The organism is Dehalogenimonas etheniformans, from assembly GCF_014672715.2.
GTDB classification, from domain to species: Bacteria; Chloroflexota; Dehalococcoidia; order Dehalococcoidales; family Dehalococcoidaceae; genus Dehalogenimonas; species Dehalogenimonas etheniformans.
This window is the reverse complement of the sequence record NZ_CP058566.2, coordinates 1,644,672-1,670,785: the sequence shown is the minus strand read 5'-3', so window position 1 is coordinate 1,670,785 and position 26,114 is coordinate 1,644,672. Positions and strand designations below refer to the sequence as shown.

The 26,114-nt window shown below is 50.2% G+C and carries 28 protein-coding genes and 1 tRNA gene; 9 read left to right on the top strand and 20 right to left on the bottom strand.

Annotation, left to right across the window (positions count from 1 at the left end):
- Positions 1-429: 429 nt before the first annotated feature.
- Both dgt and HX448_RS08330 read left to right on the top strand, forming a co-directional pair.
- Complete coding sequence (gene dgt, locus HX448_RS08335; protein WP_102331811.1) at positions 430-1,812, top strand: dGTP triphosphohydrolase; 1,383 nt, start codon at positions 430-432, stop codon at positions 1,810-1,812.
- Positions 1,805-2,668, top strand: coding sequence for a hypothetical protein (locus tag HX448_RS08330; RefSeq protein WP_102331810.1), 864 nt, complete (start codon positions 1,805-1,807; stop codon positions 2,666-2,668). Before dgt ends, HX448_RS08330 begins: the two co-directional genes overlap by 8 nt.
- A gap of 97 nt (positions 2,669-2,765) precedes the next feature.
- On the opposite strand, the gene HX448_RS08325 is transcribed toward HX448_RS08330, so the two are convergent.
- From HX448_RS08325 to HX448_RS08300, 6 genes are all read right to left on the bottom strand, one after another.
- Positions 2,766-3,224, bottom strand: coding sequence for a hypothetical protein (locus HX448_RS08325; RefSeq protein ID WP_102331809.1), 459 nt, complete (start codon positions 3,222-3,224; stop codon positions 2,766-2,768).
- Between the two features lie 77 nt (positions 3,225-3,301).
- The gene (locus HX448_RS08320) at positions 3,302-4,102 is read right to left on the bottom strand and encodes a hypothetical protein (RefSeq protein ID WP_102331808.1); all 801 of its coding nucleotides are present in this window, start codon (positions 4,100-4,102) and stop codon (positions 3,302-3,304) included.
- Between the two features lie 18 nt (positions 4,103-4,120).
- Positions 4,121-4,630, bottom strand: coding sequence for a DUF488 domain-containing protein (locus HX448_RS08315; RefSeq protein WP_162485900.1), 510 nt, complete (start codon positions 4,628-4,630; stop codon positions 4,121-4,123).
- A 1,166-nt stretch (positions 4,631-5,796) separates the two neighbouring features.
- Entirely contained in the window at positions 5,797-6,135 is a 339-nt protein-coding gene (locus HX448_RS08310; RefSeq protein ID WP_102331806.1) for a hypothetical protein, read from the bottom strand.
- Positions 6,136-6,239: 104 nt separating this feature from the next.
- Positions 6,240-6,605: a hypothetical protein gene (locus HX448_RS08305; RefSeq protein WP_162485899.1), complete on the bottom strand. Its 366-nt coding sequence runs from the start codon at positions 6,603-6,605 to the stop codon at positions 6,240-6,242.
- 10 nt (positions 6,606-6,615) lie between these two features.
- Positions 6,616-7,074 carry a hypothetical protein gene (locus HX448_RS08300; protein WP_162485898.1) on the bottom strand — a complete coding sequence of 153 codons (459 nt, stop codon included), beginning with the start codon at positions 7,072-7,074 and terminating at the stop codon, positions 6,616-6,618.
- Positions 7,075-7,185: 111 nt separating this feature from the next.
- On the opposite strand from HX448_RS08300, the gene HX448_RS08295 reads away from it, so the two are divergent.
- Positions 7,186-7,485, top strand: coding sequence for a YtxH domain-containing protein (locus tag HX448_RS08295; RefSeq protein WP_102331804.1), 300 nt, complete (start codon positions 7,186-7,188; stop codon positions 7,483-7,485).
- 627 nt (positions 7,486-8,112) lie between these two features.
- On the opposite strand, the gene HX448_RS08290 is transcribed toward HX448_RS08295, so the two are convergent.
- The 3 genes from HX448_RS08290 to HX448_RS08280 all read right to left on the bottom strand — a co-directional run bounded on the left by HX448_RS08290 (position 8,113) and on the right by HX448_RS08280 (position 10,746).
- A complete protein-coding gene (locus HX448_RS08290) occupies positions 8,113-9,339 on the bottom strand; it encodes a tyrosine-type recombinase/integrase (protein WP_102331803.1) in 1,227 nt (408 codons plus the stop codon).
- Between the two features lie 35 nt (positions 9,340-9,374).
- Positions 9,375-9,447, bottom strand: a tRNA-Glu gene (locus HX448_RS08285).
- An 18-nt stretch (positions 9,448-9,465) separates the two neighbouring features.
- Positions 9,466-10,746, bottom strand: a complete 1,281-nt coding sequence (locus HX448_RS08280; RefSeq protein WP_102331802.1) for an MFS transporter — start codon at positions 10,744-10,746, stop codon at positions 9,466-9,468.
- A gap of 94 nt (positions 10,747-10,840) precedes the next feature.
- Here HX448_RS08280 and uppS point away from each other — a divergent pair, with 94 nt between their 5' ends.
- From uppS to HX448_RS08265, 3 genes are read left to right on the top strand one after another with little or no spacing between them, the layout of a single operon-like run.
- Positions 10,841-11,539, top strand: coding sequence for a polyprenyl diphosphate synthase (gene uppS, locus HX448_RS08275; protein WP_226846733.1), 699 nt, complete (start codon positions 10,841-10,843; stop codon positions 11,537-11,539).
- Positions 11,540-11,541: 2 nt separating this feature from the next.
- Positions 11,542-12,336: a phosphatidate cytidylyltransferase gene (locus HX448_RS08270; protein ID WP_102331800.1), complete on the top strand. Its 795-nt coding sequence runs from the start codon at positions 11,542-11,544 to the stop codon at positions 12,334-12,336.
- 18 nt (positions 12,337-12,354) lie between these two features.
- Positions 12,355-13,455, top strand: coding sequence for an aminopeptidase (locus HX448_RS08265; RefSeq protein WP_102331799.1), 1,101 nt, complete (start codon positions 12,355-12,357; stop codon positions 13,453-13,455).
- Positions 13,456-13,466: 11 nt separating this feature from the next.
- On the opposite strand, the gene HX448_RS08260 is transcribed toward HX448_RS08265, so the two are convergent.
- Together HX448_RS08260 and HX448_RS08255 are read right to left on the bottom strand one after the other, a co-directional pair.
- Positions 13,467-14,993: a radical SAM protein gene (locus tag HX448_RS08260; protein WP_102331798.1), complete on the bottom strand. Its 1,527-nt coding sequence runs from the start codon at positions 14,991-14,993 to the stop codon at positions 13,467-13,469.
- On the bottom strand, positions 14,980-15,789 hold the full coding sequence (locus HX448_RS08255) for a LabA-like NYN domain-containing protein (protein ID WP_226846731.1): 810 nt from the start codon (positions 15,787-15,789) through the stop codon (positions 14,980-14,982). Before HX448_RS08255 ends, HX448_RS08260 begins: the two co-directional genes overlap by 14 nt.
- Before the next feature lie 266 nt (positions 15,790-16,055).
- Between HX448_RS08255 and HX448_RS08250 the strand changes: the two genes are divergently transcribed.
- Entirely contained in the window at positions 16,056-17,750 is a 1,695-nt protein-coding gene (locus HX448_RS08250; protein WP_102331797.1) for an ATP-binding protein, read from the top strand.
- 8 nt (positions 17,751-17,758) lie between these two features.
- On the opposite strand, the gene HX448_RS08245 is transcribed toward HX448_RS08250, so the two are convergent.
- Positions 17,759-18,151, bottom strand: coding sequence for a hypothetical protein (locus HX448_RS08245; RefSeq protein ID WP_102331796.1), 393 nt, complete (start codon positions 18,149-18,151; stop codon positions 17,759-17,761).
- A gap of 142 nt (positions 18,152-18,293) precedes the next feature.
- Here HX448_RS08245 and HX448_RS08240 point away from each other — a divergent pair, with 142 nt between their 5' ends.
- Complete coding sequence (locus HX448_RS08240; protein ID WP_102331795.1) at positions 18,294-18,491, top strand: YgaP family membrane protein; 198 nt, start codon at positions 18,294-18,296, stop codon at positions 18,489-18,491.
- Positions 18,492-18,558: 67 nt separating this feature from the next.
- Here HX448_RS08240 and HX448_RS08235 read toward each other — a convergent pair whose 3' ends face one another.
- The 8 genes from HX448_RS08235 to nrdR form a co-directional block, all read right to left on the bottom strand.
- The gene (locus HX448_RS08235) at positions 18,559-18,747 is read right to left on the bottom strand and encodes an SHOCT domain-containing protein (RefSeq protein WP_226846729.1); all 189 of its coding nucleotides are present in this window, start codon (positions 18,745-18,747) and stop codon (positions 18,559-18,561) included.
- 54 nt (positions 18,748-18,801) lie between these two features.
- Positions 18,802-19,029, bottom strand: a complete 228-nt coding sequence (locus tag HX448_RS08230; protein ID WP_162485897.1) for an SHOCT domain-containing protein — start codon at positions 19,027-19,029, stop codon at positions 18,802-18,804.
- A gap of 91 nt (positions 19,030-19,120) precedes the next feature.
- The gene (locus HX448_RS08225) at positions 19,121-19,327 is read right to left on the bottom strand and encodes an SHOCT domain-containing protein (RefSeq protein WP_226846727.1); all 207 of its coding nucleotides are present in this window, start codon (positions 19,325-19,327) and stop codon (positions 19,121-19,123) included.
- Positions 19,328-19,456: 129 nt separating this feature from the next.
- Positions 19,457-20,179 (bottom strand): YkgJ family cysteine cluster protein, encoded by a 723-nt coding sequence (locus tag HX448_RS08220; protein WP_162485896.1) that lies wholly within the window; start codon positions 20,177-20,179, stop codon positions 19,457-19,459.
- Positions 20,180-20,380: 201 nt separating this feature from the next.
- Complete coding sequence (locus tag HX448_RS08215) at positions 20,381-20,911, bottom strand: hypothetical protein (RefSeq protein WP_102331790.1); 531 nt, start codon at positions 20,909-20,911, stop codon at positions 20,381-20,383.
- Between the two features lie 46 nt (positions 20,912-20,957).
- Positions 20,958-21,779 carry a restriction endonuclease gene (locus HX448_RS08210; protein ID WP_102331789.1) on the bottom strand — a complete coding sequence of 274 codons (822 nt, stop codon included), beginning with the start codon at positions 21,777-21,779 and terminating at the stop codon, positions 20,958-20,960.
- A 125-nt stretch (positions 21,780-21,904) separates the two neighbouring features.
- Positions 21,905-24,205 (bottom strand): vitamin B12-dependent ribonucleotide reductase, encoded by a 2,301-nt coding sequence (locus HX448_RS08205; protein ID WP_226846913.1) that lies wholly within the window; start codon positions 24,203-24,205, stop codon positions 21,905-21,907.
- A 645-nt stretch (positions 24,206-24,850) separates the two neighbouring features.
- Complete coding sequence (gene nrdR, locus HX448_RS08200) at positions 24,851-25,411, bottom strand: transcriptional regulator NrdR (RefSeq protein ID WP_102331787.1); 561 nt, start codon at positions 25,409-25,411, stop codon at positions 24,851-24,853.
- Between the two features lie 254 nt (positions 25,412-25,665).
- Here nrdR and HX448_RS08195 point away from each other — a divergent pair, with 254 nt between their 5' ends.
- Positions 25,666-25,908: an SHOCT domain-containing protein gene (locus HX448_RS08195; RefSeq protein WP_102331786.1), complete on the top strand. Its 243-nt coding sequence runs from the start codon at positions 25,666-25,668 to the stop codon at positions 25,906-25,908.
- Positions 25,909-26,114: the final 206 nt, after the last annotated feature.

The following is a 26,114-nucleotide window of genomic DNA, read 5'->3' as shown; positions in this document are numbered from 1 at the left end:
GGAGATACCTTTATTGGCCGCCACGGATCTGAAGGTTCCTCATTAATGCCCCAATTTGACGTATTGTGTCGTTCTTTATTCCTCAACTGGACGAAGGTCCCCCATTACTGCCTCACCTTTTATAAGCCAGTATGTATCAAAACGCCACTATGGCAGTTGATTCTAATGAGAAAGTCGGATGCAACTATCGAAACAAAGGGAAACACGATTTGACCAACTGTATTAATGTTGCGCTCCCGAGAGGGAATTCACCCAAAACTAAAAACAGATATTGACAAACGATTTGCAGGGTTGTAGCTTTAAGCAAACTTTTTCGATGATGCCATTATTTATGAAGGTCATTGCTTAAGCTCAGAACGTTACGGTAAACCTAGATAATTGCGTATGCTATGGAATTATTGAATTTCGCGGTTTGATAAGGAGTTAGGCATGACTGCAACTTGGAAACAACTTTTGTGCAAAGACAGACCGCGTGAGTCAACAAACCCTAAAGATCATAGAACCGAATTTGAGAGAGACTACGATAGAACAATTTTTTCTACACCAGTCAAAAGGCTTCAAGATAAGGCTCAGGTATTTCCTCTCGAGCCTAACGACGCGGTAAGAACAAGATTAACGCATTCTCTCGAAGTATCTTCAGTCTCACGCGGGCTTGGTATTTCTGTTGGACAGTGGCTCCTCAAAGAAGACCACGTTTCGAGCGGAATGGAGAGGTTAATTGAAGCAATTTGTAGCACGTGCGGTTTAATTCATGACTTGGGGAATCCTCCGTTCGGACATAGCGGTGAAGATGCTATTCGTGATTGGTTCAAGACGAGATTTGGTGACGATAAACTTACAAAATTTCTGGCCGATAGAAATGAACTCGCCCAAGATTTTTTGCTATTTGATGGGAATGCTCAATCCTTGCGACTATTGACCAAGCTCCAAATCCTCGCGGACTTCAATGGCCTCAATTTGACGTTTGGGACTCTTTCTGCATCATGTAAGTATACTGCTTCCTCTAATGAGGTTAATAAGGAAGGAATAGATCACGCGAAGTCCAAACTAGGATTTTTTACGTCGGAAACAAACATTGTGCAAAATATTAGAGAACGCTCGGGGACTGGAAACGCAAGAAACCCCCTAACTTACCTAATTGAGGCTGCAGACGACATCGTTTACTCGGTCGCTGACATCGAAGACGCTGTAAAAAAGGGGATTGTACGCTGGAGCGATATCGATGATTGTTTAGTCAGTAAACATGATGCAAATATTAAATCCGCCATCGAAGGTATGGTCACAATATTGAAGGCTGGAAAAGATAAGGTTGATGATAATCTGCCAGGCTATACTTATGCATCAGCATTCCGTACTGCTGCCATTCAGGTAATGGTAAGTTCAGTAATAAAGGTATTCATCTCCCGATATGATGAAATTATGGCGGGTGATTATAGAAATGAATTAATCAAAGATTGTGATGCATCTGCCCTAGTTGAGGAATTGAAGTCCATTGGGCAAAAAAAAGTGTACTGCACCTCATCAAATTTAAAATTGGAATTAATGGGTCACCATGTAATTTGTGATCTTATGGATATTTTTTGGGAAGGAGCGAGAAACTTACCTCTAGATAGATTGCCAAAGACAAGCTCATTTGAGGGTAAAGTCGGAGCGCTATTTTCTGATAACTATCGTCAAGTGTTCTTGAATTCTGTTCAGACATTACCTGAGCTACCCCAAAACTATCATCGGTTGCAACTTATGACCGACTATATATGCGGTATGACGGATACGTTCGCTAAGAGATTACACACCGAACTAACAAATGGATAGAAAAATCCTAATATCAGAATTAAAAAACGAACTAATTCACGATATCTCATCGTTGTGTTCCCGAAGAGATGTATTATGGATCGCTCCGATTGTCGAAACGATACGTGATCTTCAAATTTCCAGCACCCGAGCGGTGTTTTTTGGCGGAACGCTTCGGTCGTTATTGTTATCCCGATTGAAAACCGGGAAGTTTGGTAGACCACGTGATATCGATATTGTTGTCTCGGGTGCATCTTTGGATCAATTACGAGAACAGTTTCAAGAATATTTTACTAGAGAAACCCGGTTTGGTGGACTCAGTATGAAGCGTTCTCATTGGCAGTTTGATATCTGGCCACTTGAACAAACAATGGCATTTCGTGAATGCCAAATAATGAGTGCACGATTTGAATCTTTGCCCTCGACGACGTTTTTTAACCTTGAGGCTGTTGCCGTGGACGCTTGGACGACGAGAGGCCAAGCGAGAAAAATCTATTCTGATAATGACCAATTCTTTGACGGTATCGTTGACAGGATTTTAGAGATCAACAATGAAAATAATCAATTTCCTGCCTTGTGCGTTGTTCGTGCCCTAGTCTTAGCATCGGATACACATTTCGCCATTGGACCAAAATTGGCAAGTTATTTGACGAATGTCGGAGGCTCCCTATCTGATGCGGAACTTCAGAAGGTTCAATTGAAACACTACAACCGTATTCGTTATGACGTTGGGGTCATGAGGGTATGGTTGCAACATATCTCCAAGAGTTTGCGGGAAAAACGTGAGGATCCGATACTTCTTCCGTCACTTCCTCAATTGACTCTGTGGGAAGAAAATGAATTACCAAAATTAGCCTTTCATTTGTTTGTTGAATAGTTATAAGAAAAACACATTAACACTATGGGATCATTTCGATCCCGATTCTTTTTTTGGCATGTCCTAACGGGTTTAAATTTCATTGGTTCTATTCGGACTATACCCAAGATCCAAGGTAGAAAGCTTCAAACATAAGCTTCACAGCCTCTCTAGCTTCGTTCTCAAGTTTTTGCCTATCATTCCATTGCTGATCGACGGTGATTGCAGGGTTTTTAGGATCAACGTGTACGAATGAATTCCTCCTTATCCGTAGACCTTGTAGAGCTTCGTTGGCTCCTACAATTGAAAGAAGATCTTTCGTATTCCCCTTGTAATCGGGAAGTTCAGTTTCGCGAAGTTGGCTGTCAACAACCGCCATAGCTAAAAGGACCACTGCGACCCAAACGCCTGCACAAAACGCCGTTTGAACTTCTCCAATCAAAGCACAAGCTTGTTCGCTAACCACATATGCAGCTTCTCCGGCTGTGCTTTCCGATAGTGTCTCAAACCATTGCCGTCGAGATTCCCAGAGTTCTTCACTTGGACACTCGAGGAATGTTGAGTTGTCAGTTTCCATATTGTTTAGATATTCGTTTCATTTCGAGAGCGTGTTAGTAAATCTAATCAAGAACGAATAATCCAATATTCAAGAATTCAGAACAATGATAGCTGACTCGTTTTGTTTGGATAAAATAAACCAACAATGATCCAAGCATCTGGATGCTGGTGGACGGTGCCAACATAAAAATGCGTGTCGTTGGTCTCAATCATTTCCTTTTCGTATTTTGCCCTAAAATGTTCTTCCCAACTAGATCCATATTTATCTTTCCAATTATGGAATGAGGCTCCCATTTCCCAATCGGTGCAAGATAGAATATGCGATTTACAGTTATCATCTTCGCATTCAAACTCGTATTTGAAAGAGTACGGGACTTTCTTCAATTCCTCTTTGGGCAACTTCCCAAACAGGGGATATTGACGCAACTTAGAGAGTTCCTCCATGGTCCATTCAGGGTTCGTGGGTTCTATGATCAGTCGCTTGATTCTATTCGGTTTAAAGAATCCTAATGTTGGAAATAATGAAAGATTCCGTTCCCGTTGCAAAGCACAAAGGGACAAAGCCTTCAATGGAAGGACCTTGGATTTCCTTGCGGCCCAACAATTATCAGTGCCGATCGAATCACTTATAACTTTAATTGTTTCGACGTTCACCCTATAACTTTCAGCTCTCGTATCGGATTTAGCTTTAATAAGGTTGGCTTCTATCGTCTGATACTTCTTAAATCGTTGATCTTCATTCAGAAATCTGAATGGGACCGGGAATATCCTTATCCAGTTACCGTCTTCGGTAATTCCGGCTGTGCATGACACCTCTATGTCTTTTGACGATGGTATTGGATAAGTGCGAACCGTGATAAGGATTTTCTTTTTCGTCCATTTTTCAACATCAGTCATCAAGGACTCCTCGTTCTCCTAAAGGTCACGCCCACCCAACCCTATTCGTTCGAGGCCTAAAAAAATCCTATGCCTGTGGCATTCTGTCGGATCAAGCTCCATGCACATAAATGCAACGGGATGCTCAAGTGAGTTAAAAAATACATTAAGATTATCACCGGCGATTTTGGGCAAAACGTTAGAATCGTACCAAAGCCAAATATCACCACGAGACTGCTTCCCAATGCTGAAGGCTCTGATTTCACGGGGAATACCCCATTCGGGGCGATGACTGTAAAGGATCCCATTAGCCTCAAGAGCATTTTTTAAATTGGTTTTACTAAACGCTGGCTTAAATCGGCTCACAGGTAAATACCTAACATCGACTAATGTGACGACACCTGCTGCTTTTAGAGTATTAATGAAACTTTGGATGGTATGACCAGAATAACCAATTGTGAAAAAATCAGGCTCGGAGCAAAAATGAGAACTATTCCAATAATTTTTCCCTTTGCGTTGTTCAAGAGGGGTTTTTTCAGGAAGATCCAAAAACATATTCAAAACCTTGATTTTTCGCTCATACCTTTATTTCCCATTGGATTATTCCGTGTGCATCTTTCTGTCTGGATAAACCTATGTCGTTTTCCATTTTGTGTACCCATTGATTATTGGGGAACTTCTGAGGGAGTTGAGCACCCGTGCGAATTTCAGTCCATGTCATCCGAGAACGCGATTTTAAAAGTATTTGTTTTACGCGATCTCTGAATTCTTCATAAGTAATCAGTGTATTTTTGAGGGGGACATTCCAAACATCGCTATTGCACTTTGGACAAGCCTCTGGCTCCTGGAAATCTTTTGGTATCCATTCGTATGTGCAACATTCACAACGAAATCCCATGATAGTAATCGGAACTCTTCCCAAAAACCCGCGCCTCTCGAGATATTTGTGGTTAAGTATATTCGTCTTATAGATATAGTCAAGGCCGGCGAGAAAAGGCGATTATGTGCACGGTAATTGACCAAAAGCGGCAAACCAACAAAATGTTGAATTGTTGGGCTAAAGGGTTACCATGTTCTTGATGCAAATGGGGTAGCATTATAACGACATTCCCCGACAACCCATGAGTCTTTTATCATTCATGACTATATGACTCGGCTACCGACACTCCCCGACAACCCATGTGTCTTTAGCCTACATGACTATATGAGTCATTTATCACATATGACCTATGTCATGACTCGGTCTTTCATTATGGATGTCTCACTGCCAGGCTCGCCTGATTCATAAAAAGGTGCGCCGGTCCGTAAAGCTAAAGCCCCCAAAGCCGAGAAGAGTTTCCTAAATGGGAACCTATATCTAGTAATCAGAAAGACGATTAGCGTTTGGTTTTAGACGGTCTTACAGCAGCACCATCTCCTGACTTGTCAGGTCGAGGTCCACCTTTTGTCCATACGGGTCGTGCTATGTTTCCTTCTTTTTGAGTCGGTACGCCTTTCATTAACATGCCCTCCTTTTAGTCACCGATTTAATTAAATCATAAGCAACCCGTTTGTCAAGAGCAAAATCCCAAAGCTAAAACGAACGTGAACCGATACATGCAAATAATGAATTAGAAATAATTTAGGATATTTAATCGAGTTCGAAAAACGCATCTACAGACTCATCTGCGAGTTCAATGGAACTGTTTGATTGATCCGAACAATAGAATTGGTAATTACGATCTACCTTCAGATTGTGTATTCCAATCATGTTTTGCCCATTCAACCCACGCCACAATCCTTCCCCATTCAGAGCCATCAAACATGGCTTTTGCAACTACTCGACCACTTTCATCATGAATGGTGTTGATCGTGACCATGTCTCCATCAACCACAACTTCATAGTGTCCATTGATGTCCACGAAGTGTCGACCCGCATTTTTTAGGATTTCTGACATTGCGACTTCCCTCGTACTCGCCGCTATTTGTTTAGGAGGCGATTGAGTTTCGCCCGATTTGTTAGCATTTGCCTCTTCTTTGGCTTTTAGCCCCTTGGCGAGTTTGAATACATCCACTTTTTCAAACTCAAACTTCGGCTTCGCCTTGGGTGAATAACCACATGATTGGCATATTCCATCTACCCAAATATATCCTCCACATCCAGGGCACCTTTGTCCACTCACGAGGTTGACCCCCTCATATCATTCAATTCTTCAACTCCAAAAACTCTCCCGCAGTTTTCATTTTTACATTTATAATATTCCCATTCAATTAGTTCAGACTTTCGATAAATCAGAGACCTTTCGTTACAATTGGGGCAAACTTCAAAGACTGAAGTTAAAAAACCCATCGGCTCTGCTTTTTGAGGTGGAGAAGACCCGCCTTGTCCGTAACTTGGAATTTGAAAGGATCGCTCGCATTTTTGGCAACCCCAGATCTTGGAGCGCTCATTGTAACTTATACTGTAGCTCCAGCAATAAGGACAAGCTCCTTTTCTCTTTGGTTCTCTGGCTGCTGCAGCATTTTCCTCTTCTCTACTGGACATAATGGTCCTCTTAACTGACTTTGGCGGAAAAGACGTTACTTAAATCACGCCCATTGTAGGCATTCACTTCATCCCGTGATAAAGGGAAATAGACCAGTACCATGTCACCAACGTTTATCTGTGGCTGGTTAAAAATCACCGTGCTTGTTGCCCGGAGGTTGCCCTTTTCAAACAATTGAACCTTATAAGGTATGTTTGCCTGTGCTTGATTAGTTGGTTGAACTTCAACACATAGTGACAGGGTGAAGCCAACAAAAATATCGTGCACAGTTGCCACTTGCTTTGAAAGCGGATTCGGGATATTGGTTGCCTTTTGATTAACAAAGGAAACAACATTGTCTTTATAAGTGGCAAACGGTTGGATTCCGGCATAACTTAAAAACAAAACTATAACAACCGCGGCTGTAACTAATCCTAAAACACTCTTTTTGTTCATGGCGGTTTCCTTAAAAAGATTCGCCGCTATCATAATAGACCACTATCTGCTGCTGTTCAACGGGTAAAATAATGGTGGAAGATAGTGGAAGAGGCGTACTATAAAGAGCTAACATTGTCCTAAAGCCAGCTGAAAGGAGTGCTTATGTTAGACTCTATTCTTTGGATTCTGATTGGAATTGCGCTCGCAGTAACAACCTATTTGCTTTTTCGACTAAAGAGAAAAAGGGCAAAAGAGAAATACGAAAGAGCAAGGCAAGAGCAGGCGAATGGGTTAGCAAGACGAGTATATCACCGAGATTTCAACGAGCTATCAGAGGAAGCTCAACGCTCTATCATGGCATATATTCAGCATCCTTCCCAAACACGTGGAGGCGGAGGTAATTCAGGTTATTCTCTCAACAACGATCCATTTGAAAAACCGAACTCATCCCATTCGATGTAGAAATGAAGGTAATATGCTTTTTGTTCCAATGGTGCTATCGGAAACGCACCAAGAGCCTAGATGTGTGAGCAGATTTAATGAATAAACTCTATTTCTGTCCGAAGAGGGAAATGGCGAACGGACACTCTCAAGTGAAGACTGTCTGGTTTAATTATATGTCAAACCTTTTTGAATGTTTGGAACCGCGGTGTAATGGAAGATTCACAACAGAAGAAATGGGCGAAAAGTCCCTGATACCTCACAAAGTAACTTGTCCCATATGCGGATCGGAAAACGTGGAATATGCTGGATATGGCTCAGACCGTCCGAGGTTTAGATGTAAAACTAGCGGTCATATCTTTACTTAATCGTGTTAATACTAACACTCTATAACACAACCCCGATTGTGGCCACCAATAAAATCCAACTATTTTGCTATTCCGTTTGCTATTCTTTGTTTGCAACCATTAGTCACCATTGAACGTAATTGCTTCTCAGCCGTGGTGACAAAAGGCGCTAAATTAAAGCTAAAGGCATCCAGACGCGCGCATTCCTAAACCGTGTTTCAGAGCGCCAGAACCGACATCTCAACCATCAAGTTGTTGGGCGCATCGTGGCCAATTTACAATTTTGTGGTAATGATCTTAGCTATGCTGTTTTTCTCTTTTCGATTTCCAAAACCACTGTCTTTCCGAAATCCGTTAACACCCAGTGGCCAATATCAACCTTGCCTCTGACGGTTGTTCCGCCGCGCCGCTGTTCTTGGAAGATGATCTGGCGCAGATTCAATTGAGCCAGAAGTGTTTCAACCCCATTCCACAAAGCTTGGGGATCTGAAGCGCTAAAACCAAATTCGGTTGTCAGGGTTTGAATAACTTGGACGGTCGTTATTCCAGAGCCAAACTTCTGCCACAGAAGGGACAGAAAATTCGCGGCATTAGTGGTCCTGTCAACAAGTTTCACTGAAAAACTTGCCAAATCGGCCAATAACCTATCGATATTAACGGAGTTTTGCTCTGGGCGTTTTGCTTGCTCACCCAAACCCGGACCGTTCAACCTGGCGATGGCGTCTTCCAGGCGCTTGGGCTTAACCGCGGTGTAGATTTGGGTGGTATTGACGTTGGAGTGGCCCAAAAGCTCCTGGGTGACGCGGATGTCCCCACTAATCTCTTGGACGCGCATGCCGAAATAGCGCCTGAGGTCATGGGGCGCGAGCTCCGGGTGACCGGCGGTGGCGGCATAGCGCTTGACCAGGCCGTAAATGCCCTTCTCGCCCACGCCTACCAGGTTGGTGTCGGGGCTTTTGCCGGTCGAAAACATCTTCACCAACTCGGCCAGTCTTCTGGTCATGGGCACCTGGCGTTCTTTTTTGCCCTTGCCTACAAACCTTAGCCAGCCATCTTCCGCCGCGCCCTCGGTCAAATTAACTGTTTCATCGCGGCGCATGCCTGCGTCGGTCATCAGGCGCAGAATCAGTTCGTCGTGCGGCTTGGCCGCTGCCTGTTCCAGCATCTTCAGGATCGGCTCTTCCGGGATCAGCTTGGGCGCTTTTTTCGGCACCTTGACCTTGAATTTAAGTTCCTCGCCGCGCCACTCGTGGAAGCCTCTGAGCGCGACGGAGTAGACACGGAGCGTCGCCGGGTCGAGCTCGTTCTTGCGCAGGCCGCTAAGGTACTCCAGGCTGGCGGCTGGGGTCGGTGGATTATTGCCCAGGAAGGCCTGGAAGCGCAGCAGGGCGCCGCGGTAGCGGTAGGCGGTATTCTGGGATATGTCGCGCTGGAATAAGCCGATTTTCTCGTAGGTGCCGAGATCGCCGCGCAGTTCACCCTTGAGCTGCTGGTCCTTCGGCGACTTGGTGGGGAAGTTATGGGTCACAGAATCATTATATGACGGACTCTGTGGAATTAGAATACCCCCAAGGGAATTCGAATCCCTGTTGACGGCGTGAAAGGCCGTTGTCCTAGGCCTCTAGACGATGGGGGCAAGAACTTTAAGAGTATATCAAATGTCCCGTTCGATAACAACTTCGTCCGATCGCGTCTTCGGATTTTTGATCAGCAGCCCGCCCAGAACAAAATATATGAGACAAAATACCAGCATGACCTGGTAGCCCATGTTGAGACTTTGGCGGTTGAAGTAGTCGATGATTGGACCGATCAGCCTGGCGATTGCAGCCCCGCCAGCTGTGGCCATGTTGGCGATCGCAAGGTACTTGGCTTCTTCCCCTTTAACCACCATCTTCGTCGCCATAGCCCAGTTGGAAACTCCGAAGATGCCGATGGCAAATCCGGTGATCCCCGCCGTAATGACGACTGTTACGGTCGAAGGCCAGAGCAACAAAAACAGGATTCCCAGTGCACCGAGCAATCCGGCGGCTCTGGACAGGATTGCGGCTCCGTATCTGTCGGCGAAATAACCCGCTGGCAAGATTGCCAGCGCCATGCTGGCCCCGGCGGTCAGGATGAAGATCGCCGTGAATCCAGCCGGATCGGTCACCCCGAGTACGTCCCGAAGGTAGAAGAGGGCGAATTGTTGAATGGTTGCGGCGGCCATGAAAAAGAGCAATCGTGATCCGAGAAGCCACCCGAAAGCCGGGCTCTTCTTGATACTGAACCTGTACGCCGAGAGCGGATTACGGAATGGTTTCGGCGGCCGGGTCACCGGTCCTTCCTTGAGGCTCAACCCGATGTAAAACAGGATCGAACCGAGGAACAATGCTAAACAAAGTAGAGAGATCCAGAGCCCGTTCTGATCTTGCCGGGAATAGTGGGCCATCAGGATGCCCGTCCCTAATATTCCCGCTGCCCCTCCAAAAAGTTCCATCTCGGATTTGAAGGATGAGGCTAGCCCTCGGCGTTCAAGGGGCACCAAATCCGGAATGTACCCTTGATAAGGGCCTTGAGCGGCATTGGCAGATAATTGGGCTAGGCAATAGATAATGAACAGGACTGCAAAACTCGAAGCCAGCGCCAAACCCGGTAAAAGGAGCATAAGCCCCAAAACACCGACTATTACAAAGGGCTTGCGCCGTCCCCATCGAGACGCTGTCGAATCAGATAATGCCGCCGCGATAGGCTGGAACAGCATGGCCAGGATCAGACCGGTGAACGTTATCGCTGCTAGGGCGGTGTTTTTGTCATACTCCCCTACAAAGTCGAGCACCCGGAGGGGAAGTATGATTCCGTGGACGCTTTGAGACAGCGCGGCTAAACCGGCACTGAGAATAGTAATCTTAAGGTATTCCGTGCCTTTGAACAGGGGCGGGACCTTGGGCAGATTCACGGGGAAAGATTACCAGAGTCTATGCTGTTGCACAATGGAATTTCTTGCCCTGCACTCCGTATAGCCCTACAATAACTCCTTGATGCAACCTTCAATGACCCAATCCGCTTCGGTTCCTCGCCATGTCGCTATTATTATGGACGGCAACGGGCGTTGGGCAACAGCAAGAGGTCTCCCGAGACTCGAAGGACATCGTGTCGGTTTAGAAAAAGCCGGTGACGCCGTCCTCGACTTTGCCGCTGCTGGCGTGTCGTATATAACCCTTTTCAGTTTTTCAACCGAAAATTGGAAACGTCCGAAGGAAGAAGTCGCTGGGATTTTGCGTCTCCTCGCCGAAGCCTTGGAGCGTACGGTCAAAGATCTGAACAGCCAAAATATCGCTATCCGCCACCTGGGGAGCCTTGGTCGTTTGGCTCCTCCGTTGCGTCACCGGATCAAAGAAGTAATCGAGAAAACCATGGGTAACTCTGGAGCCGTTGCTAGCTTTGCTTTCGATTACGGTGGTCGCGCTGAGATCATCCAGGCTACCCGGAAGTTGATGAAAAGCAGTCTCACGCCCGATGAAGTCGACGAGGAGACGTTCGCGAAGTACCTCTATAGCGCTGGAATTCCCGACGTAGACCTCCTTATACGCACCGGGGGCGAGATGAGGTTATCCAACTTTTTGTTGTGGCAAGCTTCTTATGCCGAACTTTATTTCACCGATACGCTCTGGCCTGATTTTTCAGGTGCCGACATCGAAAAAGCCCTGACTGAATACGCCCGGCGTCAGCGCCGCTTCGGAGGGCTTTAGTTTTGCTCAAGACGCGCCTCATCTCGGGTTTCATACTTGGCTTGGCTGCCCTTTTGGCGGTCTGGTACGACCAGCCGGTGCCCTGGCTGACGATCGGGGCAATGATTTGGGGGATTCTGGCTCTCAATGAGTTCAATAAAGTAGTCAGACAGGTAAAGGCCGCGCCTTTCGGCGTTATTGGTTCACTTGCGGTAGCGTTATTGATAGTCTCGCCGCATTTTGAAAACAGCCTGTCATCCATTCTAACTGGGTTTGCCACTCTTTCTCTGCTGTACCTTTTGAAGCCGGGTGACAGGTCACAAAGGTTTATCCAATGGGCTTGGACGTTGGCCGGGGTAATCTATGTAGGTTTGCTTCTTTCCTTTCTGGTCGCGCTGCGTGGACTCGATGCAGGGCGTGATTGGGTGCTGCTTGCCCTTGGCGTAACCGTTGCTTCTGACTCATTCGCCTATTTCGTCGGGCGCGCATTTGGGAAGCATAAAATGGCCCCAACCATCAGTCCGGCCAAAAGCTGGGAAGGCGCGGCAGCAGGGGTGATCGCCGCTCTGATCGTTGGGTTGTTGTTAAAAGCTGTTTTCAACTTACCCTCAAGTTTTGTTGCTATCGGGTTATTGAGTGTCTTTGCCTCAATTGTCGGGCAAGCCGGAGACCTGGTTGAGTCGTTGTTCAAAAGGAATATGGCGGTCAAGGATTCAAGTCAGGCCATCCCTGGCCATGGTGGATTACTTGACCGGATGGACTCTGTGGTGTTTGCCGTTATCGCTGTCTATTATTACGTGATCATTTTCGTCCAATAATCATGAAAGGGAACCCAAATGCACGATCCACGAATCGATAAACTAGCTAAGCTTTTGGTCAATTACTCCGTCGAGGTAAAACCGGGCGACAGGGTGGCCATCATGGCTCTCGAGATTGCCAAGCCTTTATCTGACTCTATTTTTGTCGAAGTGCTTAAGGCCGGTGGGCATCCGCTGGTGCTAACACCGTCGCAAACGTCCGAACTGTTATTCAAGTATGGCTCGAAAGAACAGATAGAATATGTCCACCAGCCGCTTGCCCACATTACGGAACAGTATGACGTGCGCATCTCGGTCCTGGCGGAGGAGAATACGCGGAGTCTTTCGAGGATCGATCCCCAGAAAGCCGCCTGGCACTCGGCGGCACGCCGCCATTTGATGAAGACTATGATGCAAAGGTCGGCTTCTGGAGCATTCCGCTGGACCATAGCCCCTTATCCGACCAACGCCATGGCCCAGGACGCCGATATGAGCCTTGCGGACTACACGGATTTCATTTTCGATGCTTGCCTACCGGACCTGAACGATCCGGTGGGCTACTGGCAGGCGCTGTCCGACAAACAGGCATATATCATCAACTGGTTGACCGGTAAGAAGAAGGTCCATATCACCGCTCCGGAAACCGATATCACCTTCAATATCCATGGGCGAACATGGGAGAATTGCGACGGCCGGAGGAACATGCCTGATGGGGAGGTCTTTACTGGACCGATTGAAGATTCCGCGGAAGGGCACGTTTACTTTTCCTACCCTGCCATCCATGGTGGCCATGAGGTCACCGGGGTCAGGTTGTGGTTCGAAAAGGGCAAGTGCGTCAGGGCGACGGCGGAGAAAAACGAGGAGTATCTGAACAAGATCCTGGATGCCGATCCCGGAGCCCGTTACCTTGGTGAGCTGGCTATCGGCACCAACGAGGGCATCAAGAACTTCACCCGCGAAATTCTTTTCGATGAGAAGATCGGCGGCAGCTTCCACATGGCTCTCGGCGCCGGCATTCCGGAAACGGGAGCCAAGAACGAAAGCGCCATCCACTGGGACATGGTCTGCGACCTGCGCCACGACGGGGAGATCACAGTTGATGGTGAACTACTGTACAAGAACGGTGAGTTTGTTATTTAAGCTGTTTTTCCCTACATCGAAATGATATCCCAGGGCAACGGCTCATCTTCGCTGAAGCGGCGATGGGCGTATGCCTCAGTGGACAACCCGGCGGTTTTCATTGAGCGGCGCCAACCGGCAAGTGAAATTTTGTCCAACTTTTCGATAACTCCGGCCAGTTTATCGTCGCCCCGTGCCAGAGCCGCTTGGATCTCCCCCCACCCCGATGTATCGGGCTTGACCTTGACACCTTTGCCGGATAACGACCTTTCGAGTTTGTCGAAACGCCCGTCGATATCTTTGGCGGATGCCATGGGTTCGCGTTCGAAGGGGCTGTGCGCCTTGGGGATGAAGGCTGAGACGTTTAGCGACAACGCAACATGGTGCTTGTCTGCCTCAACTTTAGAGCGCAGAACTAAAGAGGCTAACGAATCCACGTCGGCATCGGTTTCACCCGGCAGGCCGACCATGGAATACAACGTCAACTGCCTTATACCGGCGCCGCCGATCTTCCGGACTGCCTCGGTGATGTCGTCATCTGAGAAACCCTTACCGATGGACCGCCGCAGTTTGGGGGTACCCGCCTCAGGCGCGATGGTCAGGCTTTTGACTCCGCCCATTACCAATTCATTGAGGACTTCAGTCGAGATCGGCTTAACTCGCATCGAGCCGATCGACAGGCTGTAGCCCAATTCTTTGAGCCCTCGCAGTAGCTCCGCCAGATGGGGGTACTCGCTGACCACGGGACCAACCAGGGCGATCCGGTTACGGTATTTTCGGGCCAGTCGGGCCTGATTGAGAAGCGATTCGATCGAGCGATATCGGAAGGGATAGAACGAGCTGGCCACCAGGCAAAAGCGGCAGGAGAAGCGGCAGCCTCTCTGTACCTCCAGGAGAAACATGTCGCCGAACTCGGTATCTTCTGTGAACACTGTGGTCCCGACCATGAAATCATCGAGGATAGAAACATGCTGTCGTTTGACTGGCGCCGGAAGGGACGGGACATAGACACCCGATATTGCCGCTAATCGCTCCAATTGTGTTTGTCTAGGCTGGTCAAGGGGGTCTTTGATCGCTTGGGACAGGCTGGGGAGGATCGCTTCAGCCTCGCCGATGCAGACGGCATCGAAGAAGGGTGCAACAGGCATAGGGTTGGCGGTAAGCACCGCCCCGCCGCCGATTACCAGTGGATACGATTCATCGCGGTCGTTCGAGAAGACTGGGATGCCAGCCGATTTTAGCATGCGTGGAATATTCAGATAATCAAGCTCGAAGGACACAGAGAACGCCAGAACACTGAAATCGGGCAGAGGCCGGCGGCTCTCCACGGATAACCCGCCGCTGGTGGATTGGGGCTCTTCATCCCAGAAGACGCGCTCTGCGACAAAATCATCCCGGGAATTGAACCATTTATAGAGCGCGTGGACTCCCAGGTTGGACATGCCGATGTGGTAACTATTGGCGTAGACGATAGCTACCGGGAGGCGGCCGCCCCAGTCTGTGATGACCGCGCCGGATTCGGCGCTCAGCCGATCTTTTAAAGCCCTATTCCAGACCATTCGGATTAAAAGGTTTGGGTACGTACTGCGGTGGCGGCGAAGGGGGCAATTGACGTGACGGTGGTTGCATAACTGGGGGCGGTTGCCCTTCGGCAGCTTCCGGGCGCATTTGCGATGATTGAGGCACCGGTTGTGTCGCAGGAGTCGCAGATTGCTGCTGTGGCGTTTGCGCCTGCTGGGGCGGTTGCTGCCCTTGCTGAGGGCGAACGTGCCTGTGCGGGAATTGGCGCTGAGGCCGAGGGGGCGGAGGGGGTGCTTTCCAGCAGCCGCGCATCAGATTGCCGTCGATAATGTGAACCACGTCGGCGACCTTTCGCAACGGAACCGAGGTCCTTTCCTCGCCGAAAAGCGCGGCTTCGCAGTGCTTGCCATCGTCTTTGACCGCCTGCAGCGCGCCGACAAAATCGGCATCGCCAGCGACAAGGATGGCGGTATCGTAGTTGTTTTTGAAACAGTGGGTCAGCATGTCTGTGGCCAGCATGACATCGACGCCTTTTTCGTAAGGTGGCGTATTCGGCCAGGCGTTGGTGTAGACTAGGCGGCCAAGTCGGAGTTCGGTGTAGGGGATTGCTTCTACACTGTCAAAAAAGGCGCGCTGGTCTTTATAGCGTTCCGGCTCCTGGGCTTGGCCGACCTCGGCATTGTAGTAGTAGATACGGACCAGTTTGCGCTTGTTGACCAGTTTTTCACAGAACTTGCCGAGGTCAATGTCGGTTCGGTGAAAATAGGCTTTTAACGAGTGGTACATGTTGGACCCGTCAACGAAGATCATCACCCGTTCTTCTTTATCGGCCAAAGGGTTACCTCCAAGGTTAATACACCAATTATAAGATGTTTCTTAGGTGGTTGCGAATATTTAAACCATATTCAACGTTTTGTAATTAAATGTATTTTGTTTAGTTTTCAATTATCGTGTTAAAATGCCCGAAATTATATTGAGGTTTTTGCAGCCTGGACCACTCACCAAACGACCTCTGGCTGCCCAATGTTCCTGAAGACAGGTACCGTCCCCGGTACCTCAAGGAAGACGTCCGTCTGGCTTCCGTAAGCCTGGCTGTCTTCATGCTGGTCATCGGAATCTTTGTTTTTCGCGACTACCAGTTCGAGGGATTTTCTTCAACATTCTATGCTCTGGCTTTTTTACGCCTGACAATTATTACAATCGGATTGTCGCTCCTGAGGTTCCTGCAAAGGGTCGACGATTTTCGAAAGTTCGATCGTGTATTATTCATTGCTTTCCTGGCTGGGCTCACCTGCAATTTAATAATCGACGCGAACCGGCCCTCTGATTACGTCACCTACCTCCTTTTAGACCTCGTGATGGTATCTGCGGTTTACCTTGCGGTGCCTCAAAAGCTGGCGAACCAAGCGTTCCTGGGTATATATTTGATGGTCGGTAGTATCCTGGTGCTCGTATTGACCAAGGATGCTTCTCTTCGCTCTCAACTCTTCACCATCATCCCGACCTTCGGGCTGGTCAATGTGGTCGGATTCGGCCTCTCCCGACGGATGCAAGCTTCCCGGTGCCGTGAGACCTTAGCTAAGGAAGCGGAAGCCCAAGCCCAGGAAGAAAAACTCAAGATGGAGCTTGAGCAACGCCGCAACGAAAAGCTCGAGGCCATCGGTCAAGCCGCGGCGGGCATCGCCCATGACTTCAACAACATTTTCACCGCCATTATCGGTAATGTCAGCCTGGGTCGGGAGATGACGGAGCCGAACAGCGAAATGGATAAGATCCTAGCCGAGGCCGAAAAAGCCTCCGTTCGGGCCACTGAGCTTAACCGGCAATTGATAACCTTCGCCCGAGGCGGTCAGCCGATAAAGCAACCCTCTTACGTCGTCGATTTAGTACGGGATACCGTCAAATCGGTTTTCGACGGGACGACAATCGAACCCAAGGTCTCCATCCCTGAGGTCATCATCGCCGAGATGGACCCCGCCCAGATCAGGCAGGCTCTGAAAAATATCCTGGTGAATGCCAGAGAGGCTATGCCTGGGGGCGGCACCATCTGGATCACTGCCAGGAGCATCGATAATACCGAGGTTGCGCGGCGCGGCCTTTCGGGGCTTCTGAAAGCCGAGCGTTACATCCTGGTCGAGATCAGCGATGACGGACCCAGCATCCCTGAGAAAGACAGGGATAAGATATTTCAACCTTTCTTTTCGACTAAACCCGGTGCCAGCGGTCTTGGACTGGCGGCAGCCTACTCGATCTGTAAAAGCCATGGCGGCTATCTGACCTTGGGCCAGAATGGAGCTAAAGGCGCCACCTTCAGCATTTATCTCCCCGCCGGCATCACCGCCCCCGAACTCCAGGAGACGAATACCAGGCCCGTAAGCCAATTCAGGGTCCTCGTCATGGATGACGAACAAGACGTGCGCAAGGTCGCCGGAAAAATGCTTCTCAGGATGGGCTACGACGTCCAAACAGCCGTCGACGGCCGTGAGGCGGTCGAGGTCTACCGAGAAGGGATGAAAACCGGCAGCGGATTTGACCTGGTCATCCTGGACATGACGGTCCCCGGCGGCATGGGAGGCCTGGAGACCATCGGTGTCCTTCGCGACATCGATCCGGCGGTTAAGGCCATCGTTTCATCCGGGTATTCCGACGACCCGGCTCTGTCGCAATATGCCGAGTTGGGTTTCAGCGGAGTCGTCCACAAACCTTATACCATGGACCAGTTACGTGACGCCCTGGACCGTGTGCTTGATCAAGCTCCGGCTGGCGGAACCTCACGTTATTCCGGCATCAATTAGGTGGAAGCCTATTCCTTTTTAGGATTGGTCAGTCCGGACATGAAACCCTGAAATCGCTTGACATAATCCCCGGCTACCTTGCCGATGCTACTCGTCCCCGCCCCCATATCCCCGCTCCGCTCAGGCTCCGCTAAAAGCAACTGCCGGATCTTGTCCCGCTCATTCCATTTGAGACCCGCTGTTATCTGCGTCGCTGAAAAACTACCGTTAGCCTCTTGGACGAATCCTCTTTGCGCCAGCCTGGCCAGTCCGGCGCGCAAGTCCGTGGCCGCCATCGGCGTTTTGCTCATCAGGTCGGCGGCGTTGGCGATTCGCTCCGGTGTCCCCGAGCCTTCGACATTGGCCAGCATCACCGACCGCAAAAGCCAGGTGTCGAACTCAAGAGATTTATTGTCCGCCATGAAATGCTCCGATATATTTTGGCTGATTATAAGCCGTCAGGCTTTGAAAAGCGATAGTTTATCATACGAATTGAGTTTTTTGGGTTCGAAAAATTCCGCGATATGATAATTAAAGAAGAATTCTTATCGAGGAGGATTATAGATGAACAAGAACCTGGGCGCGGTCGACCGTTGGATTCGGATCATCCTCGGCATTGTTTTCGTTCTCTGGGCTATTTTTATCGCCACCGGAGTGTGGGCAGGCGCTTTGTATACTCTGGGCGCCATCCTGATCGTCACCTCTTTGATCGGCACGTGCCCACTGTACATGCCCTTCGGCATCTCGACCAAGAAAAAATAGGCATTTACCCAGTAGCGAAAAATGGGGGTGGTTATTAGCCACCCCCATTTTTAATTTCCAGAACAACTTAGCCCATCAGGTTCTTCTTGATCTCCTCGAACTGTTCTTTCGTGATCTCGCCCCTGGCGTAACGCTCCTTGGCTATTTCAAGCGGATCGCGCCTGGGACCGGGACTCCAGCTTCCCATCCCCCAACTGCCGTTTCGGGCGGCCAGCCAGACGATTAACACGATAAGAATGACCGCGAAAATGATCATCAGAATCCCTCCCATAATCCAATATCCGTGTGAGTAATACATTGAATCCTGAACCTAGCGGATGTTCCTTTTGATGTCGTTGAACTGCTCCAGGGTTATTTCTCCGCGGGCATAGCGTTCTTTGGCGATCGCCTTTGGGTCATGAACATGACTGCCGATGCCTCCCCTGGCAACATTCCAGACGACAAACATCAGTACAATCACCAGTATCACCACGATGACGACGCTGAATCTCCAGTCCCCGAACATCGGCTCGAAACCCTCCTTATGAGTCGATTTCATTTTATCGCCGAAAGAGGTAGGCTCATAATTCCATCTCGAAAATGAAAAAGGGATGGTATTATCCATCCCTTTTTCGGATTCCCGGTATCTCTTAACCGAGGTCTTTTTTGAGGGTTTCGAACTGGTCCTTGCTGATCTCTCCCCTGGCGTACCTCTCCCTGGCAATGTCCAGCGCGTTGCCGTCAGTTGAACAGCACCCGCCGGTATGCATATGCATGTGGCCATAACGGCCATGCCTTGTCAGGGAAACGACTCCCCAGACTATCAGGGCAATAAGGACGATCCAGAAGAGAAGCATTAACCAGCCTCCTCCGAACCCCCCATACCACCCGGGACCCCAACCGTACATCATAATTTCCCCTCCTGAAACGATGCTTTATTCTACTATCCAGGATTGGAATTGTATGTGACGGGGGTTACGCCGAGGCTATTTGTTTTTAGGTAGATACCCGACCAAATACTCCCAGTCTTTCTCAGTCGGATCGAACGTTTTTCTGCCGGAAGCCAGGTAGTGGGAATCAACTAGCGACTCTTTGATATTCCGCGTGATAGCGCGGTAAATGTCTTTGCCGTAATCGCAACTCACTTTCAGGATTAAATGCGACGGATCGTTGTCGCCGCTGACGAAGGGGTACATCCGGCAAGCCATCGGTCGCACCTGGTAGACCTTACAGCCTTTGGCCGAGCGGAACTGGCATGGAAATGGCAGCCAGTATGACTTGCGTCCGTCCACGGTATCACGGTAGATGCATTGCTGTTTCAATTTATTAAACGGTATCAGCGATCCCTTGGCGACCTCTTTCAGTTCATCCTCGAACAATCCCGCCCCCGGCCACTCCGGGTGTTTCGGGTTGGGGATGCAGCACTTGCCGCAGCCCCGGCATTTAGCCAGCGATAGTAGTTTTTGGATAGTGTCGAGACTGAACGGCAGGTTGATCCTCGGCGCCGCTTCCTCTGCCTCGCAGGCAGTCAGGAAACTGTCCATCTCGGCTTGCATCCATTGGTGAGGCTGGCGCCCCCTCAGGTTTCCCAGCCCGTGTTTATCGAAATCAATAAGGTCAGCCATTACCTGTTGACACGTTCCCTTTTCCAATACCAGTGACACAACGCTGATATCCTTCCTCAGCGTCTTGCTGAGGTTCCCCGTCATGCCCCCCAAGCACCGTGCCGACAAGCCTTTCTCCATCCCACGCCCCGAAACTGCAGCCGGGATTGCGTTCAAGGTACTTGGTTATGCCGCAGCGCGAATCCGCGTCTGAAAGCCCGATTCCCTCTCAAGCTTGCCACAGGGCGAGGGCTTGGTCATAAGAATCGGAGGCCAATGGATGGGAGGCAAAAATGTCCTTGTTAATTAAAGCACCTTTGATTCTTTTATTCGCTCAAACACGAGATACAATGGGCCGTCATAAAGATCAGTGATGTCGATTCCATATAGTGCTTGGGTTTTCTCGATGATCGCTCTTTTAGCGCGGTCATTCTGATCTTCATTCATCAAACCGAAATTTGCTAGGCTGCTTCCATCGGAGTAGAAACCGTTCTTATAGTCCATATCGAGGACTTTTAGGAAGTAGTCAATTGCAATCGTCTCATATTTGCTGATTTTATCGCTTGGAGCAAACTTCAATGGTACGTGGGTGTGGGGTTCGGGCAACTTCTTATTGTAGCCTTTATACTGATTGAATCGCACTTTGAGTGCCTCAATAGCTCGTTCAGGTGTTTCTCCATGCCCTACCATTGTTACCCAACCGTCAATTTTCGCACCAAAAGCTACTTTGGGTTCGCCTGCGTTGGGGTTCTTCCATGTTTTGATCGGATAGTCTTCAAATTCAAATCTCTTTTCAGGCTTACCAAATAATTTTCGGACACCTTCAAATATGAGCATCGGCTTTCTCCTAATTCACGAGGCACTGGGCAATGCGTCAGGGATTTTAAAGAGAATGAAACCATTCTTTGTTCAAATTAACATCTTCAATCGTCTGTACATTTACACCAAGACGATATTCCTTGAGTTTTTCCGCGAGTTGCCAACCGTCCATCAGGTCAATGGCAATCGCGCCATCCCTCTGGGCTTCATCCTTCGCTGCTTTTGTGAAAGTACCAGTTGTGATTATTAAACCCTTATCAGCGCGACCCTGCAAAGCTCCTCTAAAATCCCGGACGACAGAAGGAGAAATGCTCCCAACATATCGCTTGGCTTGAAAGTACACATTAAACGAAATGACCCCGGCCATCCGGAATAGACCTTTACCATCAATTCCGCCATCCCCCGCCCTCCCAGTAACAACGACATTCACAAAGCCAGATTCGCGCAGCAACCTTTGGCAAAGCCGCTCAAATTCCTGAGGTGTCAACGTTTGGACATGCTCTATCAGTTTGTTTTGCCATTGCGTTTCGTGTATCTCGACTTCAATAGGTTCATCGGTCGGCGTTTGAACATCACCCCGCACCACTGAAACGACTTTCTGAGGGGACACACTTTTCGTGTTTTTCCCCATTTCAGTCAATGTCCAAACTCCACGGGCAGAGTTATCGATTAATCCGTATTTTTTTAAATAGGTTCTTGCCCAAGCTAAACGGTAGCTTAATTTCGTCCTGCTGCCTTTGTGGATTTCATTAACCTGATCATCAGTCAATTTGAGAATTTTCGAGACCTCGTTTTCTAACTCCTCAATGGACGCCGAACCACCAAGGTTATTCAAAGCTTGGATCAGTGGATTGAAGAGATCATGGAATTGATATTGGAATTTCACTCGTTCCTCCGATTGTTCTTTCTTAGACTGATATTATCGTGTAAAAAAGCGCCTGGGCTTCTCGCACCAGGCGCTTCTGTGAATCCGGACGGACTCTACTATTTTCAGACATACTCACATCGCCATTAGCACTTCGTAAACCCGCACCCCGGACAGATGAAACACCCCTCCTGGTACACCAGGATGCTGCCGCATTCGACGCACTGGCCGGCAATGTTCTTGACCAGGCCGAAGTCCTTGATGGCCTTTTTCTCGCCGTGACCGTTGCCATTCCCGTTGCCGTTGGGCTCGGCCTTGGTCTCCACCTTGACGCTCGTGCCATTGGCCAGGTAATTCTCCAGGACGGTGGCGATGGCGTCGGCGCATGAAAGAACGCTCTTGCCGGCGTCCCAGGCGATGGATGGGCAGCGGATGCCTTTAAGCTGCTTGGCGACTGTTTCCACCGGGACGCCGCTGCGCAGGGCCAGTGACACCAGGCGGCAGGTGCTTTCGAGTTGGGCGGTGGCGCAGCCTCCCGCTTTGCCCAGGTGGGAGAAGACCTCGCAGATGCCGGTTTCGTCTGCGTTGATGGTGATGTAGATGTTGCCGCAGCCGGTCTTGATCCGCTCGGTGACTCCCGTGGTGACCTTGGCTCGCTCGCGCGGGCCGACAGGCTTGGCGGGGGCAGCGACGACTGCCACTTCAGGCTTCGCCTCGGTCTTGCCGGTGGACATGGGCTGGTCGGCCTTGCAGCCGTCGCGGTAGATGGTGATGCCTTTCAGTTTATCGTCGAAAGCCATCAGGTAGACCTTGTCGACATCGGCGACGGTGGCGTTGGCCGGGAAGTTGACTGTCTTGGACACTGCGTTGTCGGTGTACTTCTGGAAAACCGCCTGTATCTTGACATGGCCCGCGGGGGTGATGTTGTGGGCGGTGATGAACAGCTTCTTCGTCGCTTCCGGCACGTCTTTAAAATCTTCCAGGTGGGCGCCACCGGCCAGTTTCTCCATCATCTCCTTGCTGAAGAAGCCGCCCTCGACTGAAGCGCGCTCGAAATAGGGGTTGACCTCCACCATCTTGGTGCCGTCCATGATGTTTCTGGTGAAGCACAGGGCGAAGTGGGGCTCGATGCCGCTGGAACACCCGGCGATGATGGACAGGGTGCCGGTGGGGGCGATGGTGGTGCAGGAGGCATTGCGCATCTTGACCTTGCCGTCGTAGACCGATTTCTCGTAGGCCGGGAAGATGCCGCGGACGGCGGCCAGCTCTTCCGATGCCTTGTGCGATTCGCTCTGGATGAAGCCCATGACCGCCTCGGCGGTATCCAGGGCGGCGGGCGAGTCGTAGGCGATTCCTAGATCGATCAGCATGTCGGCGAAGCCCATCACCCCTAGGCCGATCTTTCTCGTCTGGCGGGTGCGCTCGGCGATCTGGGGCAGCGGGAACTTGTTGACGTCGATGACGTCGTCCAGGAAACGGACTGCCGTGCGCACGGTGTAGCTCAGCTTGTCATAATCCACCGAGGCCTTGCCGTTCTTCTTGACCATCTTGGACAGGTTGATCGAGCCCAAATTGCAGGACTCGTAGGGGAGTAACGGCTGCTCGCCGCACGGGTTGGTCGATTCGATTTTCCCGAGTTGGGGTGTCGGGTTGCCGGCGTTGATGCGGTCGATGAACACCACGCCGGGATCGCCGGTCTTCCAGGCCAGGTTAACGATCTGGTCGAAGAGGTCGCGGGCTTTCTTCTTTTCGACGACCTCGCCATTATGCGGATTTTTAAGTTCATACTCGCCGTTGGTTCGGACGGCTTCCATGAAGGCGTCGGTAACGGCGACGGACAAGTTGAAATTGGTCAGCACGCCAGGAACCGATTTAGCCTTGATGAAGCGCTCGATATCCGGGTGGTCGACGGAGAGGATGGCCATGTTGGCCCCTCTGCGAGTGCCGCCCTGTTTGATGACGTCAGTGGCCACGTCGAAGGCGCGCATGAACGACACCGGGCCGGAAGCGACGCCGCCGGTGGAGCCGACGCGGTCCTTTTCCGGGCGCAGGCGGGAGAAGGAGAAGCCGGTGCCGCCGCCGGACTTGTGTATCATGGCAGTGTGCTTTACGGCGTCGAAGATGCTCTCTATGGCGTCGTCGATCGGCAGGACGAAGCAGGCGGAAAGTTGCCCCAGCTCTCGGCCGGCGTTCATCAGGGTCGGGGAGTTGGGCAGGAACTCAAGCCTCGCCATCAGGCCGTAGAATTCGTCCTCGATGGAACGAATGTCGATTTTCGGGTCATAGATCAACTCGGCCGCGGCGATCGTCCTGGCGACGCGCCGCAGCATGTCTTCCGGTTTCTCGATAGGTTTGCCGGCTTTGTCCTTCTTCAAATAGCGTTTCTCCAGCACCTGGAGGGCGTTATCCGAAAGCCCGATCTTTTCCGGGATGGGCTGTTTCTTCATTGATTTCAAGTTTTTGGTTTTGATGGCGACTACCATTTTCTTCTCCTCGGTGACGGGTTTTGGTGTGACATTGGCGACAGGTGTCGATTGCAGCGGAGGCAGTGGAGGGACCGGAGGCTTGGGTATTTCGTCGATATCGCCCGGAGCTAGTTTGACACCTTCGACGATACTATTCTCCGTTCGTCCTGTCTCGCCCCGATCAGTCGGGGAGCCTGTCGAAGGGTGAGTCTCAGCATCAGATTTCACCCCTTCGACCGCGTCCTTGACCATGTTCTCGATTTCGTTCTCAGTCACCGCGATGGGGACCTTAGCCGTGGGCGATACGAAGTCTTCCATACCGGGAAGGGCGGTGGCGGGTTTTTCCAACTTGTCGATTATGCTCTTGGTCATCTCTTCGATCTTCTTGCGGTCGGCTATTCCCATGGCGGACGCCTGGTTGAAGATCAGGCTGGCGATCCGGTTCTTATCAACAATAGGTTTGCCCATTGGTTGTGGCGTCATAGGATATCCTTTACCTTATAGTGTCTTTGCGAGGGCTGCGTTGAAATCGGGGGCCCATGGCAATCCGATTGGGATTGTCTGTCAATGCAATCGTCGTTGCGAGCGATCCCGCAGGAGCGCGAAGCAATCTCAAAGCCTGGATTATCATACCTTCCCCGCCTCTTTCGATGACATCGCTAAATGACGGCTGGACTGCTGTCTACCCGTTTCTTTCACGCCTTCTCCCAGGATCAGGGGCAACTGGGCACGGGAGGGTCCGTCACCGTTGATTAGCTTATCGATGATTTCCTTGAACTCGGTAACGTCGGTGAATTTCCGGTATACCGAGGCGAAGCGGATGTAGGCGATATTGTCGACGGCCTTCAGCTTCTCCATCACCTTGTCGCCGATGAGAGCCGAGGGGATCTCGGAGCGCCCGGTTTCGACCAACTCGGCTTCGATCTCATTCGCCAGTCTGTCGACCGTGCCCACCGGCAGGGGACGCTTCTCGCAGGCCTTGTGCAAACCCCCGAGCAGCTTCTCCTTGTTGAACTCCTCGCGGCGGCCGTCCCTCTTGATTACGAATAGCGCCGCCGGCTGGATCCGCTCGTAGGTGGTGAAACGGAAGCCGCAGCCCAGGCACTCCCTGCGTCTGCGGATACCGTCTTCGACCTCGCGCGAGTCGACGACCTTGAAATTAGTATGATGGCAATTTGGACAGTTCACGTTCTAATATCTACAACCTGTTGTGGGGGCTGAAATAAGTTACCACTATGGGTAGTAGCTGTCAATAGAACGGAAGTAATGGTTAAAGCTAAAAACCGAGACTGCTGAAAATTATTTTGTGCTTGGATTTGACCATTAATGAATGTAATTTCTTCAAATCTACTTGAAGAGTTCATCGTTTTTACATAAATAGCTGGTAGACTAGAATAAAAGGTGAGTTGACAAGCTCGCCAGCAATTGACAGGAGGATATTTATGTGGTGGCCAATGCATGATTACGGCGGCGGAGGATGGTTCTTATTCATACTTGGTCTAATTATCATCGGCTTGCTGGTCTGGGGCATTATCGCCTTGTCTCGGGGCGGCGGCCATCCTATGGGGATAGGGATGGGACAATCCCGAGGCGGTCAGACGCCTCTGGATATCGCCAAAGAACGCTACGCCAAAGGCGAAATTACCAAAGACCAATTCGACGAGATCAAAAAGAATTTACAATAAAGACACCGTCGTATTTGCGAGGAGCGAATCGACGCGGCAATCTTGTCTGTGACCTTTCCTCTCCCTCGATGGGAGAGGAAGTAAAGGAGAGGGTGAAAAGCCGCCCTTGGACTGTCTTTGCGAGGACCCGCGATGTAATCGGGGCGTGGCAATCGTCCGCGAATAGTACACCAGTCAAATCCACCTCTCCCCCACGGGGAGAGGAC

Coding starts and splice junctions, on each gene's coding strand:
- dgt (WP_102331811.1), top strand. CDS start 430: ATGACTGCAACTTGGAAACAACTTTTGTGCAAAGACAGACCGCGTGAG.
- HX448_RS08330 (WP_102331810.1), top strand. CDS start 1,805: ATGGATAGAAAAATCCTAATATCAGAATTAAAAAACGAACTAATTCAC.
- HX448_RS08325 (WP_102331809.1), bottom strand. CDS start 3,224: ATGGAAACTGACAACTCAACATTCCTCGAGTGTCCAAGTGAAGAACTC.
- HX448_RS08320 (WP_102331808.1), bottom strand. CDS start 4,102: ATGACTGATGTTGAAAAATGGACGAAAAAGAAAATCCTTATCACGGTT.
- HX448_RS08305 (WP_162485899.1), bottom strand. CDS start 6,605: ATGTCCAGTAGAGAAGAGGAAAATGCTGCAGCAGCCAGAGAACCAAAG.
- HX448_RS08300 (WP_162485898.1), bottom strand. CDS start 7,074: ATGATAGCGGCGAATCTTTTTAAGGAAACCGCCATGAACAAAAAGAGT.
- HX448_RS08295 (WP_102331804.1), top strand. CDS start 7,186: ATGTTAGACTCTATTCTTTGGATTCTGATTGGAATTGCGCTCGCAGTA.
- uppS (WP_226846733.1), top strand. CDS start 10,841: ATGACCCAATCCGCTTCGGTTCCTCGCCATGTCGCTATTATTATGGAC.
- HX448_RS08265 (WP_102331799.1), top strand. CDS start 12,355: ATGCACGATCCACGAATCGATAAACTAGCTAAGCTTTTGGTCAATTAC.
- HX448_RS08260 (WP_102331798.1), bottom strand. CDS start 14,993: ATGGTCTGGAATAGGGCTTTAAAAGATCGGCTGAGCGCCGAATCCGGC.
- HX448_RS08250 (WP_102331797.1), top strand. CDS start 16,056: ATGCTGGTCATCGGAATCTTTGTTTTTCGCGACTACCAGTTCGAGGGA.
- HX448_RS08245 (WP_102331796.1), bottom strand. CDS start 18,151: ATGGCGGACAATAAATCTCTTGAGTTCGACACCTGGCTTTTGCGGTCG.
- HX448_RS08240 (WP_102331795.1), top strand. CDS start 18,294: ATGAACAAGAACCTGGGCGCGGTCGACCGTTGGATTCGGATCATCCTC.
- HX448_RS08235 (WP_226846729.1), bottom strand. CDS start 18,747: ATGATCATTTTCGCGGTCATTCTTATCGTGTTAATCGTCTGGCTGGCC.
- HX448_RS08230 (WP_162485897.1), bottom strand. CDS start 19,029: ATGAAATCGACTCATAAGGAGGGTTTCGAGCCGATGTTCGGGGACTGG.
- HX448_RS08225 (WP_226846727.1), bottom strand. CDS start 19,327: ATGCTTCTCTTCTGGATCGTCCTTATTGCCCTGATAGTCTGGGGAGTC.
- HX448_RS08220 (WP_162485896.1), bottom strand. CDS start 20,179: ATGACGGGGAACCTCAGCAAGACGCTGAGGAAGGATATCAGCGTTGTG.
- HX448_RS08215 (WP_102331790.1), bottom strand. CDS start 20,911: ATGCTCATATTTGAAGGTGTCCGAAAATTATTTGGTAAGCCTGAAAAG.
- HX448_RS08205 (WP_226846913.1), bottom strand. CDS start 24,205: ATGAAGAAACAGCCCATCCCGGAAAAGATCGGGCTTTCGGATAACGCC.
- HX448_RS08195 (WP_102331786.1), top strand. CDS start 25,666: ATGTGGTGGCCAATGCATGATTACGGCGGCGGAGGATGGTTCTTATTC.